Source organism: Thioalkalivibrio sp. ALMg9, assembly GCF_000380625.1.
GTDB lineage: Bacteria > Pseudomonadota > Gammaproteobacteria > Ectothiorhodospirales > Ectothiorhodospiraceae > Thioalkalivibrio > Thioalkalivibrio versutus.
Window position 1 is genome coordinate 40,833 of the sequence record NZ_AQYC01000005.1, and the last position, 21,224, is coordinate 62,056.

General features: G+C 67.3%; 19 protein-coding genes and 1 pseudogene. 9 read left to right on the forward strand and 11 right to left on the reverse strand.

From position 1 onward, the window contains the following. Positions 1 to 6 precede the first annotated feature (6 nt). A complete protein-coding gene (locus F792_RS0101430) occupies positions 7 to 486 on the reverse strand; it encodes a cupin domain-containing protein (protein WP_018168086.1) in 480 nt (159 codons plus the stop codon). A 244-nt stretch (positions 487 to 730) separates the two neighbouring features. On the opposite strand from F792_RS0101430, the gene F792_RS0101435 reads away from it, so the two are divergent. From F792_RS0101435 to F792_RS0101450, 4 genes are all read left to right on the forward strand, one after another. Beyond that, the gene (locus F792_RS0101435; RefSeq protein ID WP_018168087.1) at positions 731 to 2,032 is read left to right on the forward strand and encodes an alpha/beta hydrolase; all 1,302 of its coding nucleotides are present in this window, start codon (positions 731 to 733) and stop codon (positions 2,030 to 2,032) included. A 110-nt stretch (positions 2,033 to 2,142) separates the two neighbouring features. Then, the gene (locus F792_RS0101440; RefSeq protein WP_018168088.1) at positions 2,143 to 3,294 is read left to right on the forward strand and encodes a putative zinc-binding metallopeptidase; all 1,152 of its coding nucleotides are present in this window, start codon (positions 2,143 to 2,145) and stop codon (positions 3,292 to 3,294) included. Between the two features lie 68 nt (positions 3,295 to 3,362). Beyond that, positions 3,363 to 5,021, forward strand: a complete 1,659-nt coding sequence (locus tag F792_RS0101445; RefSeq protein ID WP_018168089.1) for a BCCT family transporter — start codon at positions 3,363 to 3,365, stop codon at positions 5,019 to 5,021. Positions 5,022 to 5,339: 318 nt separating this feature from the next. After that, positions 5,340 to 5,624, forward strand: coding sequence for a hypothetical protein (locus F792_RS0101450; protein ID WP_018168090.1), 285 nt, complete (start codon positions 5,340 to 5,342; stop codon positions 5,622 to 5,624). A gap of 75 nt (positions 5,625 to 5,699) precedes the next feature. On the opposite strand, the gene F792_RS0101455 is transcribed toward F792_RS0101450, so the two are convergent. From F792_RS0101455 to F792_RS0101480, 6 genes are all read right to left on the reverse strand, one after another. After that, a complete protein-coding gene (locus F792_RS0101455; protein ID WP_018168091.1) occupies positions 5,700 to 6,278 on the reverse strand; it encodes a hypothetical protein in 579 nt (192 codons plus the stop codon). Between the two features lie 99 nt (positions 6,279 to 6,377). Further along, positions 6,378 to 7,370, reverse strand: a complete 993-nt coding sequence (locus F792_RS0101460; RefSeq protein ID WP_018168092.1) for an NAD(P)H-dependent glycerol-3-phosphate dehydrogenase — start codon at positions 7,368 to 7,370, stop codon at positions 6,378 to 6,380. Positions 7,371 to 7,385: 15 nt separating this feature from the next. Further along, the gene (gene secB / locus F792_RS0101465; RefSeq protein WP_018168093.1) at positions 7,386 to 7,913 is read right to left on the reverse strand and encodes a protein-export chaperone SecB; all 528 of its coding nucleotides are present in this window, start codon (positions 7,911 to 7,913) and stop codon (positions 7,386 to 7,388) included. Between the two features lie 111 nt (positions 7,914 to 8,024). After that, positions 8,025 to 8,315, reverse strand: a complete 291-nt coding sequence (grxC, locus tag F792_RS0101470; protein ID WP_018168094.1) for a glutaredoxin 3 — start codon at positions 8,313 to 8,315, stop codon at positions 8,025 to 8,027. Then, complete coding sequence (locus tag F792_RS0101475; RefSeq protein WP_018144124.1) at positions 8,315 to 8,743, reverse strand: rhodanese-like domain-containing protein; 429 nt, start codon at positions 8,741 to 8,743, stop codon at positions 8,315 to 8,317. Before F792_RS0101475 ends, grxC begins: the two co-directional genes overlap by 1 nt. A 28-nt stretch (positions 8,744 to 8,771) precedes the next feature. Continuing rightward, positions 8,772 to 9,107: a helix-turn-helix transcriptional regulator gene (locus F792_RS0101480; protein ID WP_026182005.1), complete on the reverse strand. Its 336-nt coding sequence runs from the start codon at positions 9,105 to 9,107 to the stop codon at positions 8,772 to 8,774. Between the two features lie 74 nt (positions 9,108 to 9,181). Between F792_RS0101480 and F792_RS0101485 the strand changes: the two genes are divergently transcribed. The 3 genes from F792_RS0101485 (at position 9,182) to F792_RS0101495 (ending at position 12,329) form a co-directional block, all read left to right on the forward strand. Then, on the forward strand, positions 9,182 to 10,363 hold the full coding sequence (locus tag F792_RS0101485) for a murein hydrolase activator EnvC (protein WP_038084196.1): 1,182 nt from the start codon (positions 9,182 to 9,184) through the stop codon (positions 10,361 to 10,363). Positions 10,364 to 10,489: 126 nt separating this feature from the next. Then, on the forward strand, positions 10,490 to 11,764 hold the full coding sequence (locus F792_RS0101490) for a S41 family peptidase (protein WP_018168096.1): 1,275 nt from the start codon (positions 10,490 to 10,492) through the stop codon (positions 11,762 to 11,764). Between the two features lie 22 nt (positions 11,765 to 11,786). Then, entirely contained in the window at positions 11,787 to 12,329 is a 543-nt protein-coding gene (locus tag F792_RS0101495) for a DJ-1 family glyoxalase III (RefSeq protein ID WP_018168097.1), read from the forward strand. A 324-nt stretch (positions 12,330 to 12,653) separates the two neighbouring features. Here the strand turns inward: F792_RS0101495 and recG are convergent. Both recG and F792_RS0101505 read right to left on the reverse strand, forming a co-directional pair. Then, a pseudogene (gene recG / locus F792_RS0101500) lies at positions 12,654 to 14,747 on the reverse strand (ATP-dependent DNA helicase RecG); the annotation flags it as partial. After that, complete coding sequence (locus tag F792_RS0101505; RefSeq protein WP_018168099.1) at positions 14,740 to 15,129, reverse strand: RidA family protein; 390 nt, start codon at positions 15,127 to 15,129, stop codon at positions 14,740 to 14,742. The gene F792_RS0101505 and the pseudogene recG, both read right to left, overlap by 8 nt. Before the next feature lie 170 nt (positions 15,130 to 15,299). Between F792_RS0101505 and F792_RS0101510 the strand changes: the two genes are divergently transcribed. Continuing rightward, positions 15,300 to 15,767: a CopD family protein gene (locus F792_RS0101510; RefSeq protein ID WP_018144117.1), complete on the forward strand. Its 468-nt coding sequence runs from the start codon at positions 15,300 to 15,302 to the stop codon at positions 15,765 to 15,767. 8 nt (positions 15,768 to 15,775) lie between these two features. Here the strand turns inward: F792_RS0101510 and F792_RS0101515 are convergent, their stop codons facing one another. Next, a complete protein-coding gene (locus tag F792_RS0101515) occupies positions 15,776 to 16,273 on the reverse strand; it encodes a DUF3293 domain-containing protein (protein WP_018168100.1) in 498 nt (165 codons plus the stop codon). Between the two features lie 153 nt (positions 16,274 to 16,426). Here F792_RS0101515 and F792_RS0101520 point away from each other — a divergent pair, with 153 nt between their 5' ends. Then, a complete protein-coding gene (locus F792_RS0101520; protein ID WP_018168101.1) occupies positions 16,427 to 18,157 on the forward strand; it encodes a diguanylate cyclase domain-containing protein in 1,731 nt (576 codons plus the stop codon). A 15-nt stretch (positions 18,158 to 18,172) separates the two neighbouring features. On the opposite strand, the gene F792_RS0101525 is transcribed toward F792_RS0101520, so the two are convergent. Continuing rightward, complete coding sequence (locus F792_RS0101525; RefSeq protein ID WP_018168102.1) at positions 18,173 to 21,076, reverse strand: EAL domain-containing protein; 2,904 nt, start codon at positions 21,074 to 21,076, stop codon at positions 18,173 to 18,175. Positions 21,077 to 21,224 lie beyond the last annotated feature (148 nt).

Here is a 21,224-nt window from a genome sequence, read left to right on the forward strand (position 1 = left end):
ACGGGGTCAGTCGTCGTGGCTGGCGTGGGCGTCCACCGGTTCCTCGAAGGCGATGAACAGGATGCAGTCCTCGTCCGATGTGCAATGGGTGGTATGTGCCAGCCGGGCCGGTCCGTAGGCATAGGTGCCGGGTCGGAGCACGACCGGGTCCTGGTCGTCGTAGTCGACCTGCATCTCGCCGCTGACGAGCACCATGCGTTCGGCGCTGGTGTGCCAGTGGTGGGGCGCGGTGCTGTTGCCGGGGAGGAGGAAGAAGACGTCGGCATTGGGCTGCGCCGGGTCACCTTGCAGCACGGCGAGCCGGCAGCCATCCGGCATGAAGTCCGGGCACGGGCCCCATTCGAGATCGGGGGAATCGGGTTCGTGGATGAAGGCCGGGCCCTGGTCCGCCGTCGCGACCGTCCAGGCGGCGACCAGCGTGAGGGCGGCGGCGGCCGAGGCAAGGCGGGGTATGGCCCCGGTGGGCGGGATATCGCGTTTGAACATGGTGCACCTCCTGTGGGTCGGCTTTACCCGGCGCGCTCCGGGTGGGCGTGTCGTGGTGTGGCTGACCGGGCGGGTGTCCGTCCGGAGCGGCTTTTGCCTGTAAGTCTGGCTGGTTCACGTGGGGGTGGCTTCCAAGATCTTGCGGCAGGGGGGCGGATGTTGCGGTAGGTGGGCACCAGGCAGCGCCACGATTGCCGGCTCGCTACACTCGGGGTCTGGGAGCTGTCGGATAGGGATGTTCGGAATGGGTGTGTTGCGAGTGTGTGCGGTCCTGGTGGTGGTGATGGGGCTGGTGGGGTGTTCGCTGCTGGATGCGCGCGAGCAGCTGGCGCGGATGGGCGGGGCCTGTGTGATCAGCGGTACGGTAGGATCCAACCAAGGGGCGGATGGGTCGGAACGGACCGGGCCCTATGTGGTGGCGGTGTTCCGCGAGCCGGTCGCCGGCGCCGTTGTGCCCGAACCGGCAGACCACGTGGTGAGCGCGCGCGGCGGGAGCTGGTTTTTTGCCCTGGAGCCTGGTCGTTACAGCGTGCTGGCCTTCCGCGACGAGGATGGTGATCGCGCGCATCCGGCCGGCGCACCGGTCCAGCACGTCGCGCGCGGCGATGCGCTGGATTGTGGCCCTGGCGGACGGCTGACCGGGATCGATATCCGCGTGAACGGGAATGATCGCCTGGCGCACGCCATTCGCCTGCCGGATACGCGGGGTCCTGGGGACGGCGCGGCGCCGGACCCCGCGCCGCTTAGCCTGGGCCGGGTGACGGCCTACGGCGAGATTGCCCATCTGGAGGATCCGCGCTTCGCGACCGAGGTGGCGCGGGGCAGCCAGTGGCGGCCGCTGGATTTCGTGCTGTCGGGGTATGCCGGGGTGTACTTTCTTGAGCCATACGATCCCGCACGGACGCCCGTGCTGTTCGTGCACGGGATGAACGGCTCGCCGCGTGACTTCGCCGGGTTGCTGGAGGGGCTTGACCGAGAGCGTTACCAGCCATGGTTCTACTATTACGCCTCCGGGCTGCCGCTGCAGTCGGCCGCGGCGCATCTGGCACAGGTGGTCGAGGAGCTGGAGGTGCGCCACGGCGTCGAGTCACTGCCGGTGGTGGCACACAGCATGGGCGGGCTGATCGCGCGCGGCTTCCTGAACGAGCGCGCCCGGCGCGAGGCGGCGGCGACCGTGCCGGCGATGATCACCCTGTCCACCCCCTGGGCCGGACACGAACGCGCCCAGCGGGGTGTCGATCGTTCGCCGGTAGTCATTCCGGTATGGCGCGACATGGCCCCGGGCAGCGATTACCTGGAAGGCCTGTTCGCAGATGCCAACACGGAGGTGACCGAGCTGCACCTGCTGTTTGGCTACCAGCGCGGGGAGGGAGGCGCGCGCGCCACTGCGGACGGGGTGGTCACCCTCGCCAGCATGCTGCACCCGCCCGCGCAGCGCGAGGCGGCCTCGGTCTTCGGGGTGGCGACCACGCACGCCGGCATCCTGTCCCATCCATTGGTGCTGGAGCGAGTGGACGGGCTCTTGTCCGGCGTACAGGGGGACTGACTGGCGTCTGTGTTGGTGCGTGCCGCCGCGACGGCGCAATGGGATCGGCGTAGTCTGAAGGCATGCCTGTCGCCTGGACGTCCTCGGCAGGCCAGTCAACGGGGAGCGCGATGCAGTTGTTCGAGTGCGAGGTCTGTGGACAGGGGGTGTACTTCGACAACACCTTCTGTACCCGCTGCGGCCACCGGCTGGGATTCCTGCCGGACCGTCTGGAGGTCTCCGCCCTGGTGCCGGCGGGGGAGGCTGTGGGCGCCCGCGGGCGCCCGATCCCCGGTGGCCTGTGGCGGGTAGCGGACGAGCCGGACGGGCTGTTTTATCGCCAGTGCCGGCACTATGCGGTGGACGCGGTGTGCAACTGGATGGTGCCCTATGAGGAAGCCGAGCCTTTCTGTCGGGCCTGCCGCCTGAATCGCACCATCCCGGACCTCAGTGTGCCGGGCAATGCGCGGCTGTGGGAGCGTCTGGAGGCCGAGAAGCGACGCCTGGTATATGGCCTGTTGCGCCTGGGCCTGCCGGTGGTGCCGCGGAAAAGCGATCCTGGGGGGATTGCGTTTGATTTCCTGGCCGATCCGGCCCCGGAGTTCCGCGAGGGCGGTGGTGTGGTCACCGGTCATTCGCACGGGCTCATTACCATCAATATCGCCGAGGCCGATCCCGCGGTGCGCGAGCGCATGCGCGAGGCGATGGCCGAACCCTATCGCACCATTCTCGGCCACTTTCGCCATGAGTCCGCGCACTACTACTGGGATCGTCTGATTCGCGGTACCCACTGGCATGCCGATTTTCGCGAGCGTTTCGGCGACGAGCGCGCGGACTACGACGAGGCCCTGCGGCGCCATTACACCGGCGGTCCTCCGGCGGATTGGCAGGCCTCGTTCGTGTCCGCCTATGCCAGCTCCCACCCCTGGGAAGACTGGGCCGAGACCTGGGCCCACTATCTGCACATCGTGGATACGCTGGACACGGCCTCTGCCTACAACATGGACATTGAACCCGTCGCCGGACCGTCGGCGCGGCTGGGGGCACAGGGGAATCTGCCGGCTTTTGATGCCTATGCCACGGCGGACTTCGATCTGCTTCTGGAGCATTGGCTGCCGCTGGTCAGCGCCCTGAACAGCCTGAATCGCAGCATGGGTCATTCGCATGTCTACCCCTTCGTGCTGACCGCTACCGCGATCGCCAAGCTGGCGTTCGTGCATCAGGTCATTCAGGATTTCCGCATGGGCATCCGCGTACAACCGGCGGGCGCCACCGGCCCTTGATCTGCCGGCATGGATCGGCAAAGGTCCGGTCCTGAAATACATCCATCGCGCAAGCGAAAGGACGCGAGATGTACAACGTTGCCACCCGCGGCCCGTTCAAGGGGCTGAACCCGCGTGTTGCGCCGCTGGCGCTGATCCTCGTGGTGATCGTCGCCCTGCTGGGGGTTTATCGAACCGAGCAGCTGGGCGCGGTGGTGGGGGATGCGCGGGCCTTCGTGACGCCGCTGCTGGAATGGTATTACGTGGTGATCATGGCCTTCTTCCTGGTCATGGTGATCTGGCTCGGGGTGGGGCGCTACAAGGATGTGCGCCTGGGACGTGACGACGAAGTGCCCGAGTTCACCACGCTGTCGTGGCTGTCGATGCTGTTCGCCGCCGGCATGGGCGTGGGGTTGCTGTTCTGGGCGGTGGCCGAGCCGCTGTCGCATTACGGCGGCAACCCGTTTCTGGCCGAGAACGGCAACCAGGCGGCCGCCGCCGACATGTCGATGGTGCTGACGTATTTCCACTGGGGGCTGAATGCCTGGGGTGTGTTCGCGCTGCTGGCACTGATCCTGGCCTATTTCAGCTTCCGCAAGGGCCAGCCGCTGGCGCTGCGCTCGGCCCTGCACCCGCTGATCGGCAAGTACAGTCATACCTGGCCGGGCGATCTGGTGGATCTGCTCGCCATCGTGGCCACGGTCTTCGGGATCGCAACGACCCTGGGGCTGGGTATCCAGCAGCTGGAGGCCGGGTTGGCGCATACCGTGGGCCTCTCGCTGGAAGGGGATCGCGGTCTCCTGCTGCTGACGGCGCTGCTGACGGTGACTGCGATCGTGTCGGTGGTGGCCGGGATGCAGGCCGGGGTGCAGCGGGTCAGCCAGGCCAACCTGTGGCTCAGTGTCGCTCTGCTTGGGCTACTGCTGGTATGGGGTCCAACCCAGTACTTGCTGGCTTTGGTGGTGCAGTCCAGTGGCAGTTACATGCAGAACCTGCTGGGGCTGTCGCTGTACACCCATGCTCACCACCTGGACGAGTGGCACTCCGACTGGACGGTCTTCTACTGGGGCTGGTGGCTGGCCTGGGCGCCGTTCGTCGGGCTGTTCATCGCGCGCATCTCGCGCGGGCGTACCCTGCGCGAATTCGTCACGGGGGTGCTGTTGGTGCCGACCCTGATCACCTTCTTCTGGCTCGCACTGCTGGGCGGTACGGCCCTGCACGCCGAGGTCGAGGGCATCGCAAACATTGCCGATCAGGTGGCGGAGGATCTGACCATGGCGACCTTCGCCACCATGGAGACCCTGGAACCCTGGTTGATCGCGAAGAGCGGGGCCGTCCTGATTACGGTGCTGATCGCGACCTACCTGTTGACCTCGGCCAATGCCGGCATCGTGGTCATCAACACCCTGCTGGCCCATGGGTCCACCGAACACCGGGCGATTCACCTGATCCTGTGGGGCGCGATGATCGGGCTGGTGACCGGCGTGCTACTGCTGGCCGGCGGGCTGGAGGTCCTGCAGAACGCAGTCATCCTGGCCGCGCTGCCGTTCTCGCTGGTGATGCTGATGATGGTGGTGGGCCTGATGCGTGCCCTGGAAGACGAGCGCTATGCCCCACGCCCGGGCGAGCATACGGTCGCACCCAGCGAGCCGTGGACAATTCCGCCGGATCGCGTCCACGAGGACTTTGATATGGACGACGATGCCCCCGAGGCCCGTGACGAAGACGACGACCCTCGTCGCTCCTGACGGTCCCAGTTTTTCACCACGAAGCACACGAAGAAGGTCAAAAGCCTTTGCACCACAGAAGGCACAGAGAAAAGAAAGGAACGCGGTAACGCCTGGGTGGCGAAGGCGCCGTTCGATTCGCCTTGCCCTTCAACCCTGATTTTCTCCGTGCCCTCTGTGGTTCAAATCGCTCTTGAACTTACCTTCTTCGAGCCTTCGCGCGCTTCGTGTTGAACACACCAGGGAGGGAAAGGCCCGCGCATCTTGCGTTCACTTTCGGGGTGGCGGGGCTTGCCGTAGCCTGTGCGCAACGATTTCACGAACCGCGAGAGGAACCCCATGAGCGATACCCTGCAGTTGTCCGGCGAGTTGATTCAGAAGGTCCAGGATCTGCTGACCGAGGTGGACCCGAAGGCGCAGCAACCCATCGTGGCCGTGCAGTACCTGAGCGCGATCACCGGGTTCATGGTCGCGCAGATGCCGGAGTCGGTGAACGAGCGCAAGGAGTACCTCAAGCAGCTCTCCGAATTTACCGAGTCGGTGTTCGTGGACGTCGAGAGCCGCAAGCAGACCGCCCCGCCGCCGCAGGATGCCAGTGGCGTGTGGCGCCCCGGCGAGAACTGAGCGCCACGGGCCATGCCGTCGGGCGTGGCCGCAACCGGGGGCGGCGCAACCTCGGTGATCTTGCGAAGGCGGCGGTCAGTTGTTCCCGTCGCCTTTGTTTTTGTCCTTGCGCATCTGGCGCAGCATGGCTTCCTGTTCGTTGAAGCTGGGCATGCGGCGCTTGCCGCCGGCGTCGCGGGCCGGGTCGTTGCGACCGGCCAGGCCTGATTGCCCGGGCTTTTCGGCTTCCTTGATCTGCTGGTATTCGTCCAGTTCGCGGCGGGCGTCTTCGTCGCTGGTGTAGCGGCCACGGTAGTCCTGCGGTGGCTTGTGGCCCTTGCGCAGGAAGAGCTGCTTGCGTAGCTCCTTGTTGTAGTCGGTCACTCGGCGGTCAATCCACCACAGGTCCACCAGCGCCCATGACACGCCAATAATCAGCGGTAGCAACCACCAGGCGGCGGGGCCAAATCCGGCGAGGGCCAGGGTGGCCGCACTGAGTGCCAGGAAGCCGGCGCCGCCCAGCGGCTCGTGCAGGTAGAAGCGATGCAGCCCGAGCGGGAACAGGATCCACGCAGCGTAGGCCGCAGGGCGGGTGCGCATCTCGCGAGCGAGGCGGGCGTTGACCGCCTGCAGGCCGCCACCTTCCAGGTCCAGTTCCTTCCAGGCCTTGCTCATGCGGTTCTCCGTTGCGTTCGCGTGTGAGGGCCACGGTAGTCCGACCGGAGCGTACGGGCGATTGTGCGGGTGTCGCGCGGGGCTTTTGCGGACGCGGCTTCAGTCCTCTTCGCGGGTGGCGTCGCGTTCCAGCAGCCGGCGCACAGTGTCGTGCACCGGGCGGCCCTGATAGAGCACCGCGTGCACCTCGGCGCAGATCGGCATGTCCACTTCCAGTGCTTTCGCCCGCGCCACAGCGACCCGGGCGGTCTCTACGCCCTCCACCGACTGTCCCACCCGCGCGCGGGCGGTGTCGAGATCCAGGCCTTCGCCCAGCATCCGGCCCAGACGCCGGTTGCGCGACTGGTTGTCGGTGCAGGTGAGGATCATGTCCCCCAGTCCGGAGAGGCCGGTGAGGGTGGTCGGACGGGCGCCGACCGCCGCGCCGAAGCGCTGGATCTCGGCCAGCCCGCGGGTCATCAGTGCGGCGCGCGCATTGGCCCCGAACCCGGCGCCGTCGGCAATACCGGTGGCCACCGCGAGCACGTTCTTCAGCGCGCCGCCCAGTTCCACGCCGATCACGTCCGTATTGCGGTACAGGCGCAGCGAGCGCCCGTGCAGGGCCGTAACCAGGCAGTCCATGTGGCCCTCGTCGCTGGAGGCCACGGACAGCGCGGTCGGCTGCTCCTGCGCCACCTCGGCGGCGAAGGAGGGCCCGGAGATCAGAGCGGGCGGGCGCTCGGGCCCCAGTTCCTGTTCGGCAATCTCGTGCAGCCAGGCCCCGGTTGCCGTCTCCAGGCCCTTGGTGGCCCAGGCGACCACCTGGTCGCGTGCGAGGCGCGGGGCGATCCAGCGCAGGGTTTCGCGGAAGGCGCCGGAGGGGACTGCGATCAGGACCAGGTCGCGGCCCTCGATGGTCGCCGGGTCGGCGCTGACGCGCAGGTTGTCCGGGAGGCGCAGACCGGGAAGGTAGCGGGCGTTCTCGCGCTCGCGTTCCAGTTGCCGGGCCGTGGCGTCGTTGCGCACCCACAGGGCGACGTCGGCATGCAGGCGGGCCGCATGCACCGCCAGCGCCGTGCCCCAGCAGCCGCCTCCGAGGACCGCGATACGCATCGGTTGCGCCTCGCGTCAGGCCTGTTGCGTGGGCTCGGCCGGGTCGCCGCCGGCTTGCTGCTTCTGTTCCTGCAGGTGCTGGGCATACAGCGACTCGAAGTTGACCGGCTGTAGCAGGAGCTGCGGGAAGCCGCCCTTCAGTACCAGGTCGGCCACCGTTTCGCGGGCGAACGGGAACAGCACGTTGGGGCAGTAGGCACCCAGCAGGTGGTTGCGCTGATCCTCGGCAAAGTTGCGCAGGATGAACACGCCGGCCTGCTTGATTTCGACCAGATAGGCGGTCTTGCCGTCGGATTCGGTGGTCACGGTCAGGCCCAGTTCCACCTCGAAGGCGCCGGCGGCCTCGTCGATCGGACGTGCGTTGGTGTTCAGCTGGATGTTGGTCTCGCCCTTCCACTCGCGCATGAATACCTCGGGGGATTCCGGCGACTCGAAGGACAGGTCCTTGATGAAGACCTTCTGGATGGAGAAGTCGGGCCGGTCACTCTGTTCGGCCTGGGCCGCGCCGTTGCCGCTCTTCGGGGAATTCTTCTCTTCAGTCATGATGTTGTCTCGCAGTCGTCTGGAATCGGGGCATTGTAAGGGGGGTGAGCGGTGTTTTTCGGGGTCGCCTGGGCGATCCCGTTTGCCGCCCGTTGCCGGCGGCGGCGCGTGTTATCCGGAGGCGTTGTCGGTCGGGGCTTCGAGGCCGGCCTCGCTGGCCAGGCGCGCCAGTTCGCCGTTACTGTCCATCGCCTGCAGTTCGTCGAAGCCGCCGATGTGCGTATCGCCGAGAAAGATCTGCGGGACCGAGCTGCGGCCGGCGGCGCGCTGTTCCATCTCCGCGCGCAGACCGGGTTCGCGGTCGACGGCATACTCCGCGAACGGGTAGCCACGCTGATTGAGCAGGCGCCGCGCGAGCAGGCAGAATGGACAGCGCCCGCTGGAGTAGACCTCGAACTGCATTACTTCTTCTTGATGGGCATGTTGGCCGATTGCCAGGCCTGGATGCCGCCCTGCAGGTTGACTACGTCCTCGAACCCGGCCGCGGTCAGTTGCTGCGCGGCGCTAGCGGAGCGGTTGCCGCTGCGGCAGTACACCACCACCGGCTTGTCCTTGTATTTCTCGATGTCGCCCATGCGCTTTTTCAGGCTGCCGAGCGGGATATGCTTGGCGCCGCCGATGCGCCCGGAGGCGACTTCGTTGTCCTCGCGCACATCCAGCACCAGGGCGTCGTCCTGGTTGATCACGCGCACCGCCTCGACCGGGGAGAGCGAGCGATACTTGCGGTTCAGGCGTCGCAGTTCGACGAACAGGATCATCCCGATCACCGCCAGCAGGGCGCCGGTCAGGATGGGGTGGTTGGCGAGAAATTCGGGCAGGCGTTCAAGCATTCGGGAGACCGGATCGGAGGGGTGGGTGTCAGGAACTGCAGAAAACGTCCTGCATCATACCGATCAGGCGCAGGGTCCGGGAGTCCCCCACCCGGTAGTAGACCCGGTTGGCGTCCTTGCGCGTGGCAAGGATGCCCTTGTCGCGCAGGATGCCGAGATGCTGCGAGATGTTGCTCTGCGACGTCCCGACCTGATCGACGATTTCCTGTACGCTGATTTCGCGATCGCCGAGAATGCAGAGGATCTTCAGACGCAGCGGGTGGGACATGGCCTTGAGCGAGCGCGAGGCCCGCTCGATGTCTTCGTCCTGGGACATCAAACCGTCTTCGACGTACATTTCGTCTTCAACCGTTTCGTTGCTCACGGCATGCCTCTCTTGCTTGCGAGGGAAGGCCCTCGCAACTGGGTCAGAATATAAGAACCTAAACGTACCCCGATATGCGAATTTGCGCAATCTTGAGTCATCCAAGCGTTTCACGCGCCCTTTTGAGGTGCGGTGTGTTGCTCTGTCTTCTGTTGCCGGTCAGCGCCGTGGCGCTGGAACCGGAGGCGGAGCTGCGCGAGACGCGCGAGGCCATCCAGGACCTGGAGCGCAGCCAGGAAGAGCGCTACGCGGCCCTGCAGCAGCTGGAAGGGCTGCTCGCGGAGGCCGCTCGCGGGACCGAGGCCTCGCGCCAGGAGCTGCGCGAGCTGGCGCGGGCGCGTTCGCGTCAGGAGGCGGTGGTCGCCGACCAGGAGGACCGTGTGGACGAGGCCCGGGCGCAGCTGGAGGCAGAACGCCGCGCCGCGGCCCGCCTGGTGCGCGATCAGTGGCAGCGCGAACGCCATCCCGGACGCAGCGACGGTCAGGCCGCGGAGCACCGCCATCAGGCCGCGTTTGCCGCGCGCATCCGCGAGGCGCGCGAGCAGGCCCTGGTCGTGTTGCGCGACCGTATCGAGGCGCTGGAGACGGCGCGCGAGGAACTCGCGCGGGAGCGGGCGGTGCTGGCAGAACGGGAAGAGCAGGCCCGCGCGGCGGTCTCGGATCTGGAGCGCGAGGAGGCGCACCAGCGCCAGGCGATGGCGGAGCTGGAGGCGGCGATCGAGGACGAGTCGCTGGAACTGGAGCGCCTGGCGCGCAATGCCGAAACCCTGGAGGCGGTGATCGAGGAGGTCGAGGCACGCAGCGCGGCGCGTGCCGCGGCACCCCGCGAGGCCACCCCCGAACGGCCGGACGTCGGCTTCGTGGAATTGGAGGGCGAACTCCCGCGTCCGGCCGAAGGCCGCGTGATTCGCAGTTTCAACGAGTCCCGTGGTAGCCGCCTGCGTTCACGCTGGCGCGGCGCCGTGCTGGAGGTCGATAACGGCACTGCGGTACGCGCGGTGCACTTCGGCCGGGTGGTCTACGCCGACTGGATGCAGGGTTACGGCTTCCTGGTGATCGTTGATCATGGGGAGCGCTACCTGACGCTCTACTCCAATGTAGAGGAGATCCTGGTGGCGGAAGGCGAGACCGTGGGCGCCGGCGAGCAACTGGCCGTGGCGGGCGAGGGCAGCGAGGCGATCGCGCCCGGGCTTTACTTCGAGATCCGTCACAACGGCGGGCCATTGAACCCCGAAAGCTGGTGGCCCTCTCAGTAGAGGGAAAAAGATGGAATGCGCCCATGCCCCGGCAAAAGGCCGATCGGTGGCGTGCATTCAGGCAGCCGTCACATTGCGGGTGCTACCATCTTCACACGAATCACCTCAAGTGAACGAGGAAAGGTAATGAGCAAGTCTTGTCGCACCGGATACTCCCTGATCGTCGGACTGGTTGTCGGGGTCATGCTGAGTGTTTCGGTGGCCGTCTACGCCGACCGCGACAATGGCGCGCAATCCGCTTTGCCAGTAGAAGATCTGCAGCGCTTCACTGACGTATACATGCGCATCAAGCGCAATTACGTTACCGAGGTCGAAGACAAGGATCTCCTGGACAATGCGATCCAGGGGATGCTGTCCGGCCTTGACCAGCATTCGGCCTATCTGGACGAACAGGACTTCGAGGACATGCAGGTCGGGACCTCCGGCGAGTTTGGCGGTCTGGGCATCGAGGTTGGCATGGAAGACGGCTTCGTCAAGGTCATCGCGCCGATCGATGACACCCCGGCCAGCCGTGCCGGGGTCGAGGCCGGTGACCTGATCATTCGCCTGGATGGCGAATCGGTGAAGGGTATGTCCCTGTCCGACGCGGTCGCCAAGATGCGCGGCGAGAAAGGCTCGGACATCACCTTGACCATCCTGCGTGATGGCGAGGACCGCCCGAAAGAAATCACCATCACCCGCGACGTGATCCAGGTGCAGAGCGTGCGCTCCGAGATCCTGGAGGACGGCTTCGGCTACGTACGCATCAGCAATTTCCAGCAGCGCACGGCACGCGACCTGGTGCGGGCAATCGAAGACCTGCAGGAACAGGGCGAGCTGCAGGGGCTCGTGCTGGACCTGCGCAACAACCCCGGCGGCATCCTGACGGGCGCTGTGGGCGTCTCGGACGCCTTCCTCGAAGAAGGCCTGATCGTCTACACCGAAGGTCGGCTGGAGGATTCGCAGTTCCGCTACCAGGCCTCGCCGGGGGATGTTCTCAAGGGCGCGCCGATGGTCGTCCTCGTCAATCGCGGTTCTGCCTCCGCCTCCGAGATCGTGGCGGGTGCGCTGCAGGACCACAGGCGGGCCGTGGTTATGGGTCAGAACACCTTCGGCAAGGGTTCGGTGCAAACCATCCTGCCGCTGACCCAGAACACCGGGATCAAGCTGACCACCGCGCGTTACTTCACGCCTGATGGCCGTGCCATCAACGAGGACGGGATTGACCCGGACATCCGCCTGCAGCAGCTCGTGGTGCAGCGCTCCGACAGCGAAAATGGCGGTGCCCGCATGGGCCGTGACGGTCTGCCGGAATCTGTGGATGCGGATGAAGACAATGGCGAGACGTTGGCCGAGCGCGATTACGGTATGAACGAGGCGCTGAATCTCCTGAAGGGCCTGAACTTCTACAACCGCCGCTGAGCGCGGTGGACAGGGAGGATTGATGCCGAACGTACTGGTGCCCCTGGCCGCCGGGGCCGAGGAACTGGAGGCGGTCACGATCATCGACCTGCTGCGCCGGGCGCAATTCGAGGTCACCGTGGCCGGGCTAGAGCCCGGGCCGGTGACCTGTTCGCGGGGCACCGTCATCCAGCCGGATACCACGGTTGATCAGGTGCTGGATCGGTCCTTTGACCTGATCGTCCTGCCGGGTGGCCTGCCCGGCGCCAATCACCTGCGCGACGACGCCCGGGTGCAGGGTTTGCTGCGGGCGCAGGCCGAACGCGATGGCCACTTGGCCGCGATCTGCGCTGGGCCCAAGGCGCTGGCCGAGGCCGGGCTGCTGGAGGGCCGCACCGTGACGGCCTTCACCGGCGCGCTGGACGAGGCGGGAATCCCGTCCACCGGCGCCCCGGTGGAGATCGACGGGCGCCTGATCACCGGCCGTGGCCCGGGTGCCGCGATGGACTTCGCCCTGACCCTGATCGAACAGCTCGCCGGCCGCGAGGCCCGCGACGCCGTCGAGGGCCCGCTGCTAAGACCCTGATGGCCTTAGCCACGAAGCGCACGAAGACACGAAGAAAGTCAAAAGCGAGACCTTCAACGGGTAGGATGTGTTGAGCTATGCGAAACGCATCGGGGCCGGACCATTCCGCGAGGCCGATGCGATTCGCATAGCTCATCCGCATCCGACCCGCTGCAAAACGATCGTGGCCTTTCCGATGCGCTTCAAAAGATCCGATGGAGGTCGTCAACACCCGCTGTTTCCTGCGCGATAGCGCGTCGTCCCCGGACGGGGCGCCAACTCTGTGGTGGAAAGCTTACGACCTTCCTCGTGCGCTTCGTGGTGGATTCGCCCTTCGTTTTTGGGCTATCCCACGGTCGCGTAGCGGGTGGCGGTGCCCAGCCAGCGCTCGATCAAGGCGGCGGCGCGCGCCGGGTCCTTCTCGATGCGTGCGGCAAGGGTGGTGGCCTCGTCGAGCAGGTCCTGGTCGCGTGACCAGTCGGCGACGCGGAAGCTGCGATCGCCAGTCTGGCGCGTGCCCAGCAGTTCGCCCGGACCGCGCAGCTTGAGATCCACCTCCGCAATCTCGAAGCCGTCGTCGGTGCGGCGCATCGCCTCGAGGCGCTCGCGTGCGGTATCGCCCAGTGGCGGACGGTAAAGCAGCACGCAGGCCGAGGCGGCACTGCCGCGCCCGACCCGGCCGCGCAGCTGGTGCAGCTGCGACAGCCCCATGCGTTCGGCATTCTCGATGATCATCAGGCTGGCGTTGGGGACGTCGACGCCGACCTCGATCACGGTAGTCGCCACCAGCAGGTCGATCGCGCCCGCGCGGAAGCGCTCCATCACCGCATCGCGCTCGGGTCCCTTCATGCGTCCGTGGGCCAGTCCGATGGTCAGCTCCGGCAACGCCTCGCGCAGGCGTTCGGCGGTGGCCTCGGCCGATTCCGCCTCCAGTTGTTCCGATTCCTCCACCAGCGGGCAGACCCAGTAGGCCTGGGTGCCGGAGCCGCAGGCGGCGCGGATGCGTTCGATGACCTCGTCACGGCGCTCGTGGCTGATCAGCGCGGTGCGTACCGGGGTGCGCCCGGGCGGGCGTTCGTCGATGACCGAACTGGCCAGTTCCGCGTACAGGGCCATGGCCAGGGTGCGCGGGATCGGGGTGGCGGTCATGATCAGCTGATGCGGCATCCGGCCGTTGCCCTTGTCGCGCAGGGCCATGCGCTGGTGCACGCCGAAGCGGTGCTGCTCGTCGATGATTGCGAGCCCCAGATGATGAAACCGCACCTCCTCCTGGAACAGGGCGTGGGTCCCGATCGCGACCTGGCGCTGCCCGCTGGCCAGTTCCGCGAGCAGTTGGCCGCGCTCGCTGGCCGTCTGGCGCCCGCCCAGCCAGGCGATCGCGACGCCCAGTGGTTCCATCCACTGGGCAAGATTGCGCCCGTGCTGGCGGGCGAGTAGTTCGGTCGGGGCCATGAACGCCACCTGATAGCCGGCCTCTACCGCCGCCAGCGCGGCTGCGACCGCGACCAGGGTCTTGCCGGAGCCGACATCGCCCTGGACCAGACGATTCATCGGCTGCGGGCGCGCGAGGTCGGCCAGGATCTCTGCGGTAACACGCTCCTGTGCGCCGGTGGGTTCGAAGGGGAGCTGCCCGCGCAGTTGTTGCCACAGCGCCCCCGGGGGCTGGATGACCGGGGCGCTGCGTGTGTCCGCGGGCATCCGGCTCTGCTGCATGCGCGCGAGTTGGTGGGCGCAGAGCTCTTCCAGGGCCAGCCGTGTGCGCGCCGGGCTGCGGTTCTCCGGGGTGTCCAGGGCGGCCAGTGCGTCGGCCTGCGCCGGTGGGTGATGGAGCTGCTCGAGGGCGCTATGCAGGCCAGGCAGGCCCTGCCGGGGCAGTTCCGGAAGCAGGTCGGGCAGGGCCTGCATCCCCGGGAGGGCGTGCGCGACCAGCTGGCGCAGCAGCTTTTGCGACACACCCTCGGTGGTCGGGTAGATCGGGGTCAGGTGCGACTCCATCGCCGGCGGGCTATCGCCCACGGTCTGGATCTCCGGGTGCACGCACTCCAGTGCGCCGGGCATGCCGCGGGGCTCGCCGAAGGCGCGGATGCACGTGCCGGGGCTCAGGCGGCGCTGCTGGTTGGCCCCGAAGTGAAAGAACCGCAGCAGGACCTGGGCCTGGCCGTCGGCCAGGGTGACCACCAGCATGCGCCGGCGGCGGTGGACTACCTCGGAGTGGGTGACGTGCCCCTCGAACAGTGCAGCCAGCCCCGGACGCAGCGCGGCAATCGGCGTCAGGCGCGTGCGATCCTCGAAGCGCAGGGGCAGATGGAACAGCAGGTCCCCGGCCTGCTCCAGACCCAGACGCTCCAGTCTTTCCGCCACCGCCGGGCCGACACCCTTCAGCGCGGTCAGCGGGACCTGCAGCTCCACCGGTTGGGTTCGCGCAGCGCGATCAGTCGCGCGGGCACCAGGCGATGGCGTCCATTTCCACCTGGGCGCCCTTGGGCAGGGCGGCCACGCCGATCGCGGCACGTGCCGGGTAGGGCTCGTTGAAGACTTCGCTCATGATCTTGTTCACAAGCGGGAAGTGAGCCAGGTCGATCAGGAAGATGTTCAGTTTGGCGATATCGGCGGTGCTGGCTCCCGCCGCCTCCAGGACAGCCTGGAGGTTGGCGAACACCTGGCGGATCTGGTCCTCGATGCCGCCGTCGACCAGTTCCATGGTGGCCGGGTCCAGCGGGATCTGGCCGGACAGGTACAGGGTGTCGCCGGTACGCACGGCCTGCGAGTAGGGGCCGATGGCGGCCGGGGCGTTTTCGGTCTGGATGATCTCGCGCGACATGTGGACTCCTTGTACTGCCGGGTTGAATCTTGATAGGGCCGCGATTGCTGCATGCGGACCCGCCATTCTACTGATCAATCCGCACGCGTGTGCGGTTGGGGGGCTCGGCAGCCGTGCACGCGGACGGCTACACTGCGGGCCACATCCGTAACGACAAAAGGAAGCAGGCAATGACGGGATACGCACTGGCAAACGTGCTGCATGTACTGGCCGTGGTGATCTGGGTGGGCGGTATGTTCTTCGCCTACATGTTCCTGCGCCCGGTGGCCGGGCAGCAGCTCGAGGGGCCGGCGCGGCTGAAGCTCTGGGAGGGTGTGTTCGCGCGCTTCTTCCCCTGGGTCTGGGCCTCGGTCCTGGTGATCCTGGTGACCGGCTTCTACCTGATCTTCGGGGTGTTCGGCGGCATGGGTGATGTGCATCCCAGCGTGCACACCATGCTGCTGCTGGGCCTGATCATGATGGCGATCTTCGCCCATGTGTTCTTCGCCCCTTATCGGCGCATGCGCAAGGCCATTGCGGCAAACGATACCGAGGAAGGCCTGCGCCGGCTGGGGCAGATCCGCATCCTGGTCGGGATCAACACCGTCATCGGTCTGGTGACGATCGTGGTCGCTTCCGGCGGTCGCCTGCCGCTGTAGGAGGCACGCTACCTTCCTAGCCCCGGGTGCCATACCAGCCGGGGCCGAGCCGGCGGTTCCAGCAGCACGGCTGCGTTCTGGCCGAAGGCCTCCAGCCAGCGCGCCAGCAGGTCGTCGGGCAGGTCCGCGATGGCCAGGCCCGGTTCGTCCGGCCACTGGCCGCGCGGGTCGCGATTGCGGGCAGGCCATGCGCGCAGGCCGTGCTCGGCCACGGTCTGCTCCAGCCGGCGCTGGCGTTGGATGTTTTCACCCTCGGTGCTCGGGCGGCTGCCCGGGTTGCAGGCGGTGAACAGGACCAGGCGCTGCATGTCCCGCTCGGCCATCCAGGTCGTGACATCCTCCGCGGGCTGGTCGATGTACAGAACTCGGCTGCTGCCCTCGATCTCCAGGCAGTAGGCGGCGCTTAGGTAGGCCTTCTCCAGTGTCGCCAGCTGCGCTACGGGAGCGGGCGACTCCGCGTGCGCGGCAGACATCCGGTCGCCGTATTTGCTTGTATTGGTGGACATCTCGCGGCACCCTCCCCGCCTGGATCGTGCGGATGTGGTCGATCAAACAGGGGGAGCGGGATGCGCGTCAAGGATGCGACAGCGGTTTGTGGTGCCTCGTCGGGTGCGGGTGCGTCCATGGACCGGCCCGTCCCCGGCTGGGATTGAGACGCGATGGCCCCGCGTCCCTTCGTTCCCGGGCTGACCGGCGCCTTTGTTGTGGTGCTGCTGCTGGTCGCGGTGGTCGCCGTCGCCAGCTGGCTTCGGGTGCAGCAGCTGCAGTACGACGTCCAGGCCCTTACCGAGGAGTACGTGCAGAAGGTGGACCGCGTGCATCGCATGCGCAGCCTCGTGCGCGAGCGCATGCTGCGCGCCTCGCTCGTGATCAGTGCAGAGGACCCGGCCCTGCAGGATCGCTACCAGCGGGAGTTTCGCGAGCTGGCCGAGCGCTTCCTGGACGCCCGCGAGGGTGCGGAATTACTGGCTCGGACCCCTCGCGACGCTGCGCTGCTGGCCGAACTGCGTGCGCTGACCGCGACCGGTGCCCCGATCCTGTCCGAGCTCCTCGACATTGCCCTGGCGGGTGGGCGCAACGAGGCGCTGGCGATCCTGTATGCGGACGCGATGCCGGTGCAGGAGGATGTGCTGGAGCAGATGGAGGCCATCCTCGCGGCCTTCGAACGTGATAACGAGGAGGCGGTGGCGGCCATGGCGCAGCGCCATGAACAGGCGCAGCAGGTGATGCTGGTGGCCACCGTCCTGACCATGCTGATGATTGTGCTGATGTGGGTGCGGGTGCGCCGGAGGATCTGGCGTGATCACGCCGCCTTGCACAAGGAACTGGAGGGGCGCCAGCAGATCGAGGCGCGCCTGCGCGAGACGCAGGCCGGGCTGGAGGCGGCGGTGGCCCGGCGAACCGCGGCCCTGCAGGAGACTACCGAGCGCCTGGAAGAGGCCCAGCGGATTGCCGGGGCCGGTTACTGGGACTGGGATATTCGTGGTCTGCGGATGAACTGGTCCACGCATGTCTTCGATCTGTTCGGGCTCGACCCGCAAACCGATACCGCGGGATTCGAGGCCTACATGCGAGCCATCCATCCCGACGACCGTACGCGGGTGCGCCGCGCTACCAACGAGGCGCTGGATCACGAGGCCTATTACCGGGTGGATCACCGGGTGGTGCGCGCGGACGGCGGGCTGCGCCATGTGCGGGTCGAGGGCGAAATCGATCGGGACGCCCAAGGCCGCGCCGTGCAGGTCCTCGGGATGGTCCGTGACATCACCCGCGACAAGGCCTCCGAGGAGCGCCTGTGGCACCAGGCCCATCATGACTCCCTGACCGGCCTGCCCAATCGCAGTCTGCTGCAGGAGCATATTCAGCAGGCCCTGCGCCGGGCCCAGCGCGCCGGCACCGGCCTGGCCCTGGTGGTCTGCGATCTCGACGGCTTCAAACCCATCAACGATCGCCTGGGACACGATGCCGGCGACGTGATGCTCGTGACCGTGGCGCGGCGTCTGCGCGAGGGCGTGCGCGAGAGCGACGTGGTGGCCCGCGTGGGCGGCGACGAATTCGTGCTGCTGCTGGAGAATGTGCGTGATCCGGATGCGGTGACGGGGGTCGGACTCAAGCTGATCGAACGCTTCGAGGAGCCGGTGGAGGTGAATCGCGAGTCGGTTCGCGTCGGGCTCAGCATGGGGGCGGTGCTCTACCCCGAGGACGGGGACGATGTGGAGGCGTTGCTGCAGCGCGCCGACCGCGCGATGTACGTGGCAAAGGAGGAAGGCGGCAGCCGGATCGTGCTGTACCGGGAATGCCCCGGAGAGGAGCGCCGGCAAACGGATCTGTCCCTGCGCCGGCGCGGCGCGCTGGGTTGCGGGCTGGAAGACCCGGCCGCTCGCGACTGAATCGGCCGGCCTCGTCTACGGCCGATGCAGTCGCGCGACGAATTGTTCGTGCGTCAGCGGCGCGCTGAACAGGAAGCCCTGGAACCGGGTGCAGCCCAGGGCCAGGAGCTGCTCCCGCTGTTCCGGGTGCTCCACGCCCTCGGCGATGACGTCGAGCTCCATGTTGCGGGCAATGTCCACGATGTTTTCGATCAGGGTCCGGTCACCGCCGGCCAGCAGTTCCTTGACGAAGGATTTGTCGATCTTCAGCTCGTCCACCGGCAGGTCGCGCAGGTAGGCGAGCGAGGAATAGCCGGTCCCGAAGTCGTCCAGGGCGATGCGCATGCCCAGCCGGCGCAGCGCGCCCAGCTTGGTGATGGCGTCCGGCAGGTCGCGCAGCAGGCCGGACTCGGTGACCTCCAGGGTCAGGGCGTGGCCGTCCACCCCGTGTCGGCGCAGCCGCGCCTGGAACTGGTCGACGAAGTCCGGGCGCGCCAGTTGCCAGGGCGAGAGATTCAAGGCCAGGCGAGGTGGCTGCAGGTTCCCGGCCTGCCACTGCGACAGCTGCATCAGGGCGTGTTCCAGGACCCAGTTGCCGACCCCGTGGATCAGGCCGGTCTCCTCGGCGACCGGGATGAAGAGATCTGGCGGGACCTGGCCCATCTCCGGGTGCTGCCAGCGCAGCAGGGCCTCGGCTCCGATCAGGCGCTCGGCGGCATCGAACTGCGGCTGGTAGTGCAGGTCCAGCTCGTCACGTTCGGCCGCTTGTCGTAGCCCGTCCTCGATCTGCAGGCGGGCATGCGCCTCGTCCTGCAGTGCATGGCGGTAGAACTGCACGCCGCCGCGGCCGGCACGCTTGGCCTGGTACAGGGCGATATCGGCGTGGCGCAGGGCTTCTGCCGAGCTCTCGCCGGCGTCGGGATAGCATACGCAGCCGAGACTGGCGCCGACCCCGAAGGTGCGTTCACCGATGATGATCGGGCGCTGCAGGGCCTCCAGGATGCGCTCGGCGATTGCCTGCAGTTCCGGCTCCAGGGTCTCGCGTACCCGGGCGCACGGGGGCAGGACAACGGCGAACTCGTCGCCACCCAGGCGCACGATCAGCGCATCCTCGGGGGCATGGCTGCGCAGGCGGTCCGCCACCGCGCCCAGCACGGTGTCGCCTACCGCATGCCCCAGGGCGTCGTTGATGGTCTTGAAGTGGTCCAGGTCGATCAGGATCAGCCCGCCATGCAGGTGGCCGGCGGTGGCCTCCTCGATATGGCGGGTCAGGTCGTCGTGCAGGCGGGTGCGGTTGGCCAGCCCGGTCAGGGAGTCGTGGTAGGCCAGGGCATGGATGTGTTCCTCGGTGTGCAGGCGTTCCAGTTCCGCCCCTGCGCGGTCGGCCATGATCCCGAGGATCTCCATCGCCTTGTCGACATCCTCCACCGGATGTCGGTTGACCATGGCGATGTGCCCCAGCAGCGTGCCCTGGCTGTCCAGCAACGGGGCCCCCAGATAACTCTCGGCGTCCATCTCCACCAGCATCTCGTCGGCCGGAAAGCGCTGTTGTACGTCGCAGGGGTAGATACAGGTACCGATCTCCAGCACACGTTCGCAGGGGGTCTCGGCGAGGTCGTAGCGCAAGTTCTCCACGATCTGCCCCGCGGTGCACAGGGCGACGGTCTCCACCACGCCGGGTTTTTCCGGATCCTCGATGCCGATCAGGGCATAGTCGGCAGCGAACAGGTTGCTCAGCTTGAGAACCAGCTGCTGGAAGAACTCCTCGCGCGAGCGCGCCTGCAGCCCCTCGGCGATCAGGCGCAGGGCGTCCTCGCTGCGGTGCGCGGCGGTGATGTCCTCCTGCATCACGATCACGTCCTGTACCTCGCCGCGGGCATCCTGCAGTGGGTAGATGCAGCCCCGCAGCCAGCGCTCGGGGGTGATGAGCGGGGTGGTCTGGGTCGCCGGGTCGGGGTCGGCGGGTTCGGCCGACTGGTCGGGGCGGGCTGGTGGGGTGTAGGGCAGCGGGCCGATCTCGCGGTAGTGTCCGCGCAGGGCATCCTTGAGCGGTTCGTGGATGTGCCGGTCGATGGCATCCGGGCGGTCCAGAACGTTGCCGCCCGGCAGGGAGGCTTGTGCGCCGTGCATGGTTTCCCAGGCGGCGTTGCACTGGCGGATCTCGCCCTGCGGTGTGAGTACCTGGATGCCGACCGGGGATTGCTCCACCAGCGCCCGAAAACGGCTTTCCGAGTCACGCAGGCGTTCGCTGGTCTCGCGGTTCAGTACCAGGCTCATCATGACGACCATCACCACGTAGCCGAACGGCGCGAGCTGGGGCATCTCCAGTGCGCCCCCCCGGGCCAGGACGCCCTGCAAGGTGAACAGGACGAAGACCCCGATCCCGCCCAGCAGGAGCAGGGTGGTGGTCTGGCGATAGCGCCGGTAGTGCCGGATCAGTGTGGTGAGGGCGAAGCCCAGGACCAGAAAGACCGCGAGCACGCCAAAGCCGAACCAGGGGCTGATGGTACCCACTGCCAGGGCCACGGTTTCGCCCCAGGGGAGTTCCAGGGGGCGGAGTTCGTCGATCACCTGGTACTGCATGCTGTAGGGCTGCAGGGTGTTGACCACCCAGGTGATGACCAGCAGTACCAGAAGACCGGAGATCAGCCAGCGGGCGGAGGTGCGCGTATGGGCCGCGACGAAGGCGGCGAACAGCACGTAGAACGGTCCCAGCAGATAGACGTTCAGGGTGAGTGCGCGGGTATAGGCCTCGACGGTGCCGGCCTGGTAGGTCTGGGCCGATCCGACGGCAAGCACCGCCATCAGGCCGCACATCGCGGCGAACAGCCGGTGCTCGGTGCTCCGGGCACTTTGCCGGCTGTGCAGCAGGTGGCTGAGCGTGGCGTAGATCGCCAGCCCCGCTGCAAGGTAGAGCGATGGCGCAAGGATCCCGTTCATCGGTTCCCTGCGCTTGCGTCCCAGTGCCGTGCCATCCCTTGCCCCCCTGCGGTGAAGCGATGCGGGTCGGTGCCCGCGCTCGGTCCCTGCCGCTACAGTACAAAAGAACACGCGCGCGCGTCCCGGTTCGCGTGAGGGTCACCGCGGG

Bases quoted from the DNA above. Each gene is read 5' to 3' on its own strand.
- F792_RS0101490 (WP_018168096.1), top strand. From the start codon at position 10,490: ATGAGCAAGTCTTGTCGCACCGGATACTCCCTGATCGTCGGACTGGTT.
- F792_RS0101440 (WP_018168088.1), top strand. From the start codon at position 2,143: ATGCAGTTGTTCGAGTGCGAGGTCTGTGGACAGGGGGTGTACTTCGAC.
- F792_RS0101520 (WP_018168101.1), top strand. From the start codon at position 16,427: ATGGCCCCGCGTCCCTTCGTTCCCGGGCTGACCGGCGCCTTTGTTGTG.
- F792_RS0101485 (WP_038084196.1), top strand. From the start codon at position 9,182: ATGCGAATTTGCGCAATCTTGAGTCATCCAAGCGTTTCACGCGCCCTT.
- F792_RS0101435 (WP_018168087.1), top strand. From the start codon at position 731: ATGGGTGTGTTGCGAGTGTGTGCGGTCCTGGTGGTGGTGATGGGGCTG.
- F792_RS0101460 (WP_018168092.1), bottom strand. From the start codon at position 7,370: ATGCGTATCGCGGTCCTCGGAGGCGGCTGCTGGGGCACGGCGCTGGCG.
- F792_RS0101515 (WP_018168100.1), bottom strand. From the start codon at position 16,273: ATGTCCACCAATACAAGCAAATACGGCGACCGGATGTCTGCCGCGCAC.
- F792_RS0101475 (WP_018144124.1), bottom strand. From the start codon at position 8,743: ATGCTTGAACGCCTGCCCGAATTTCTCGCCAACCACCCCATCCTGACC.
- F792_RS0101525 (WP_018168102.1), bottom strand. From the start codon at position 21,076: ATGAACGGGATCCTTGCGCCATCGCTCTACCTTGCAGCGGGGCTGGCG.
- F792_RS0101455 (WP_018168091.1), bottom strand. From the start codon at position 6,278: ATGAGCAAGGCCTGGAAGGAACTGGACCTGGAAGGTGGCGGCCTGCAG.
- secB (WP_018168093.1), bottom strand. From the start codon at position 7,913: ATGACTGAAGAGAAGAATTCCCCGAAGAGCGGCAACGGCGCGGCCCAG.
- F792_RS0101510 (WP_018144117.1), top strand. From the start codon at position 15,300: ATGACGGGATACGCACTGGCAAACGTGCTGCATGTACTGGCCGTGGTG.
- F792_RS0101450 (WP_018168090.1), top strand. From the start codon at position 5,340: ATGAGCGATACCCTGCAGTTGTCCGGCGAGTTGATTCAGAAGGTCCAG.
- F792_RS0101430 (WP_018168086.1), bottom strand. From the start codon at position 486: ATGTTCAAACGCGATATCCCGCCCACCGGGGCCATACCCCGCCTTGCC.
- F792_RS0101445 (WP_018168089.1), top strand. From the start codon at position 3,363: ATGTACAACGTTGCCACCCGCGGCCCGTTCAAGGGGCTGAACCCGCGT.
- F792_RS0101505 (WP_018168099.1), bottom strand. From the start codon at position 15,129: ATGTCGCGCGAGATCATCCAGACCGAAAACGCCCCGGCCGCCATCGGC.
- F792_RS0101495 (WP_018168097.1), top strand. From the start codon at position 11,787: ATGCCGAACGTACTGGTGCCCCTGGCCGCCGGGGCCGAGGAACTGGAG.
- grxC (WP_018168094.1), bottom strand. From the start codon at position 8,315: ATGCAGTTCGAGGTCTACTCCAGCGGGCGCTGTCCATTCTGCCTGCTC.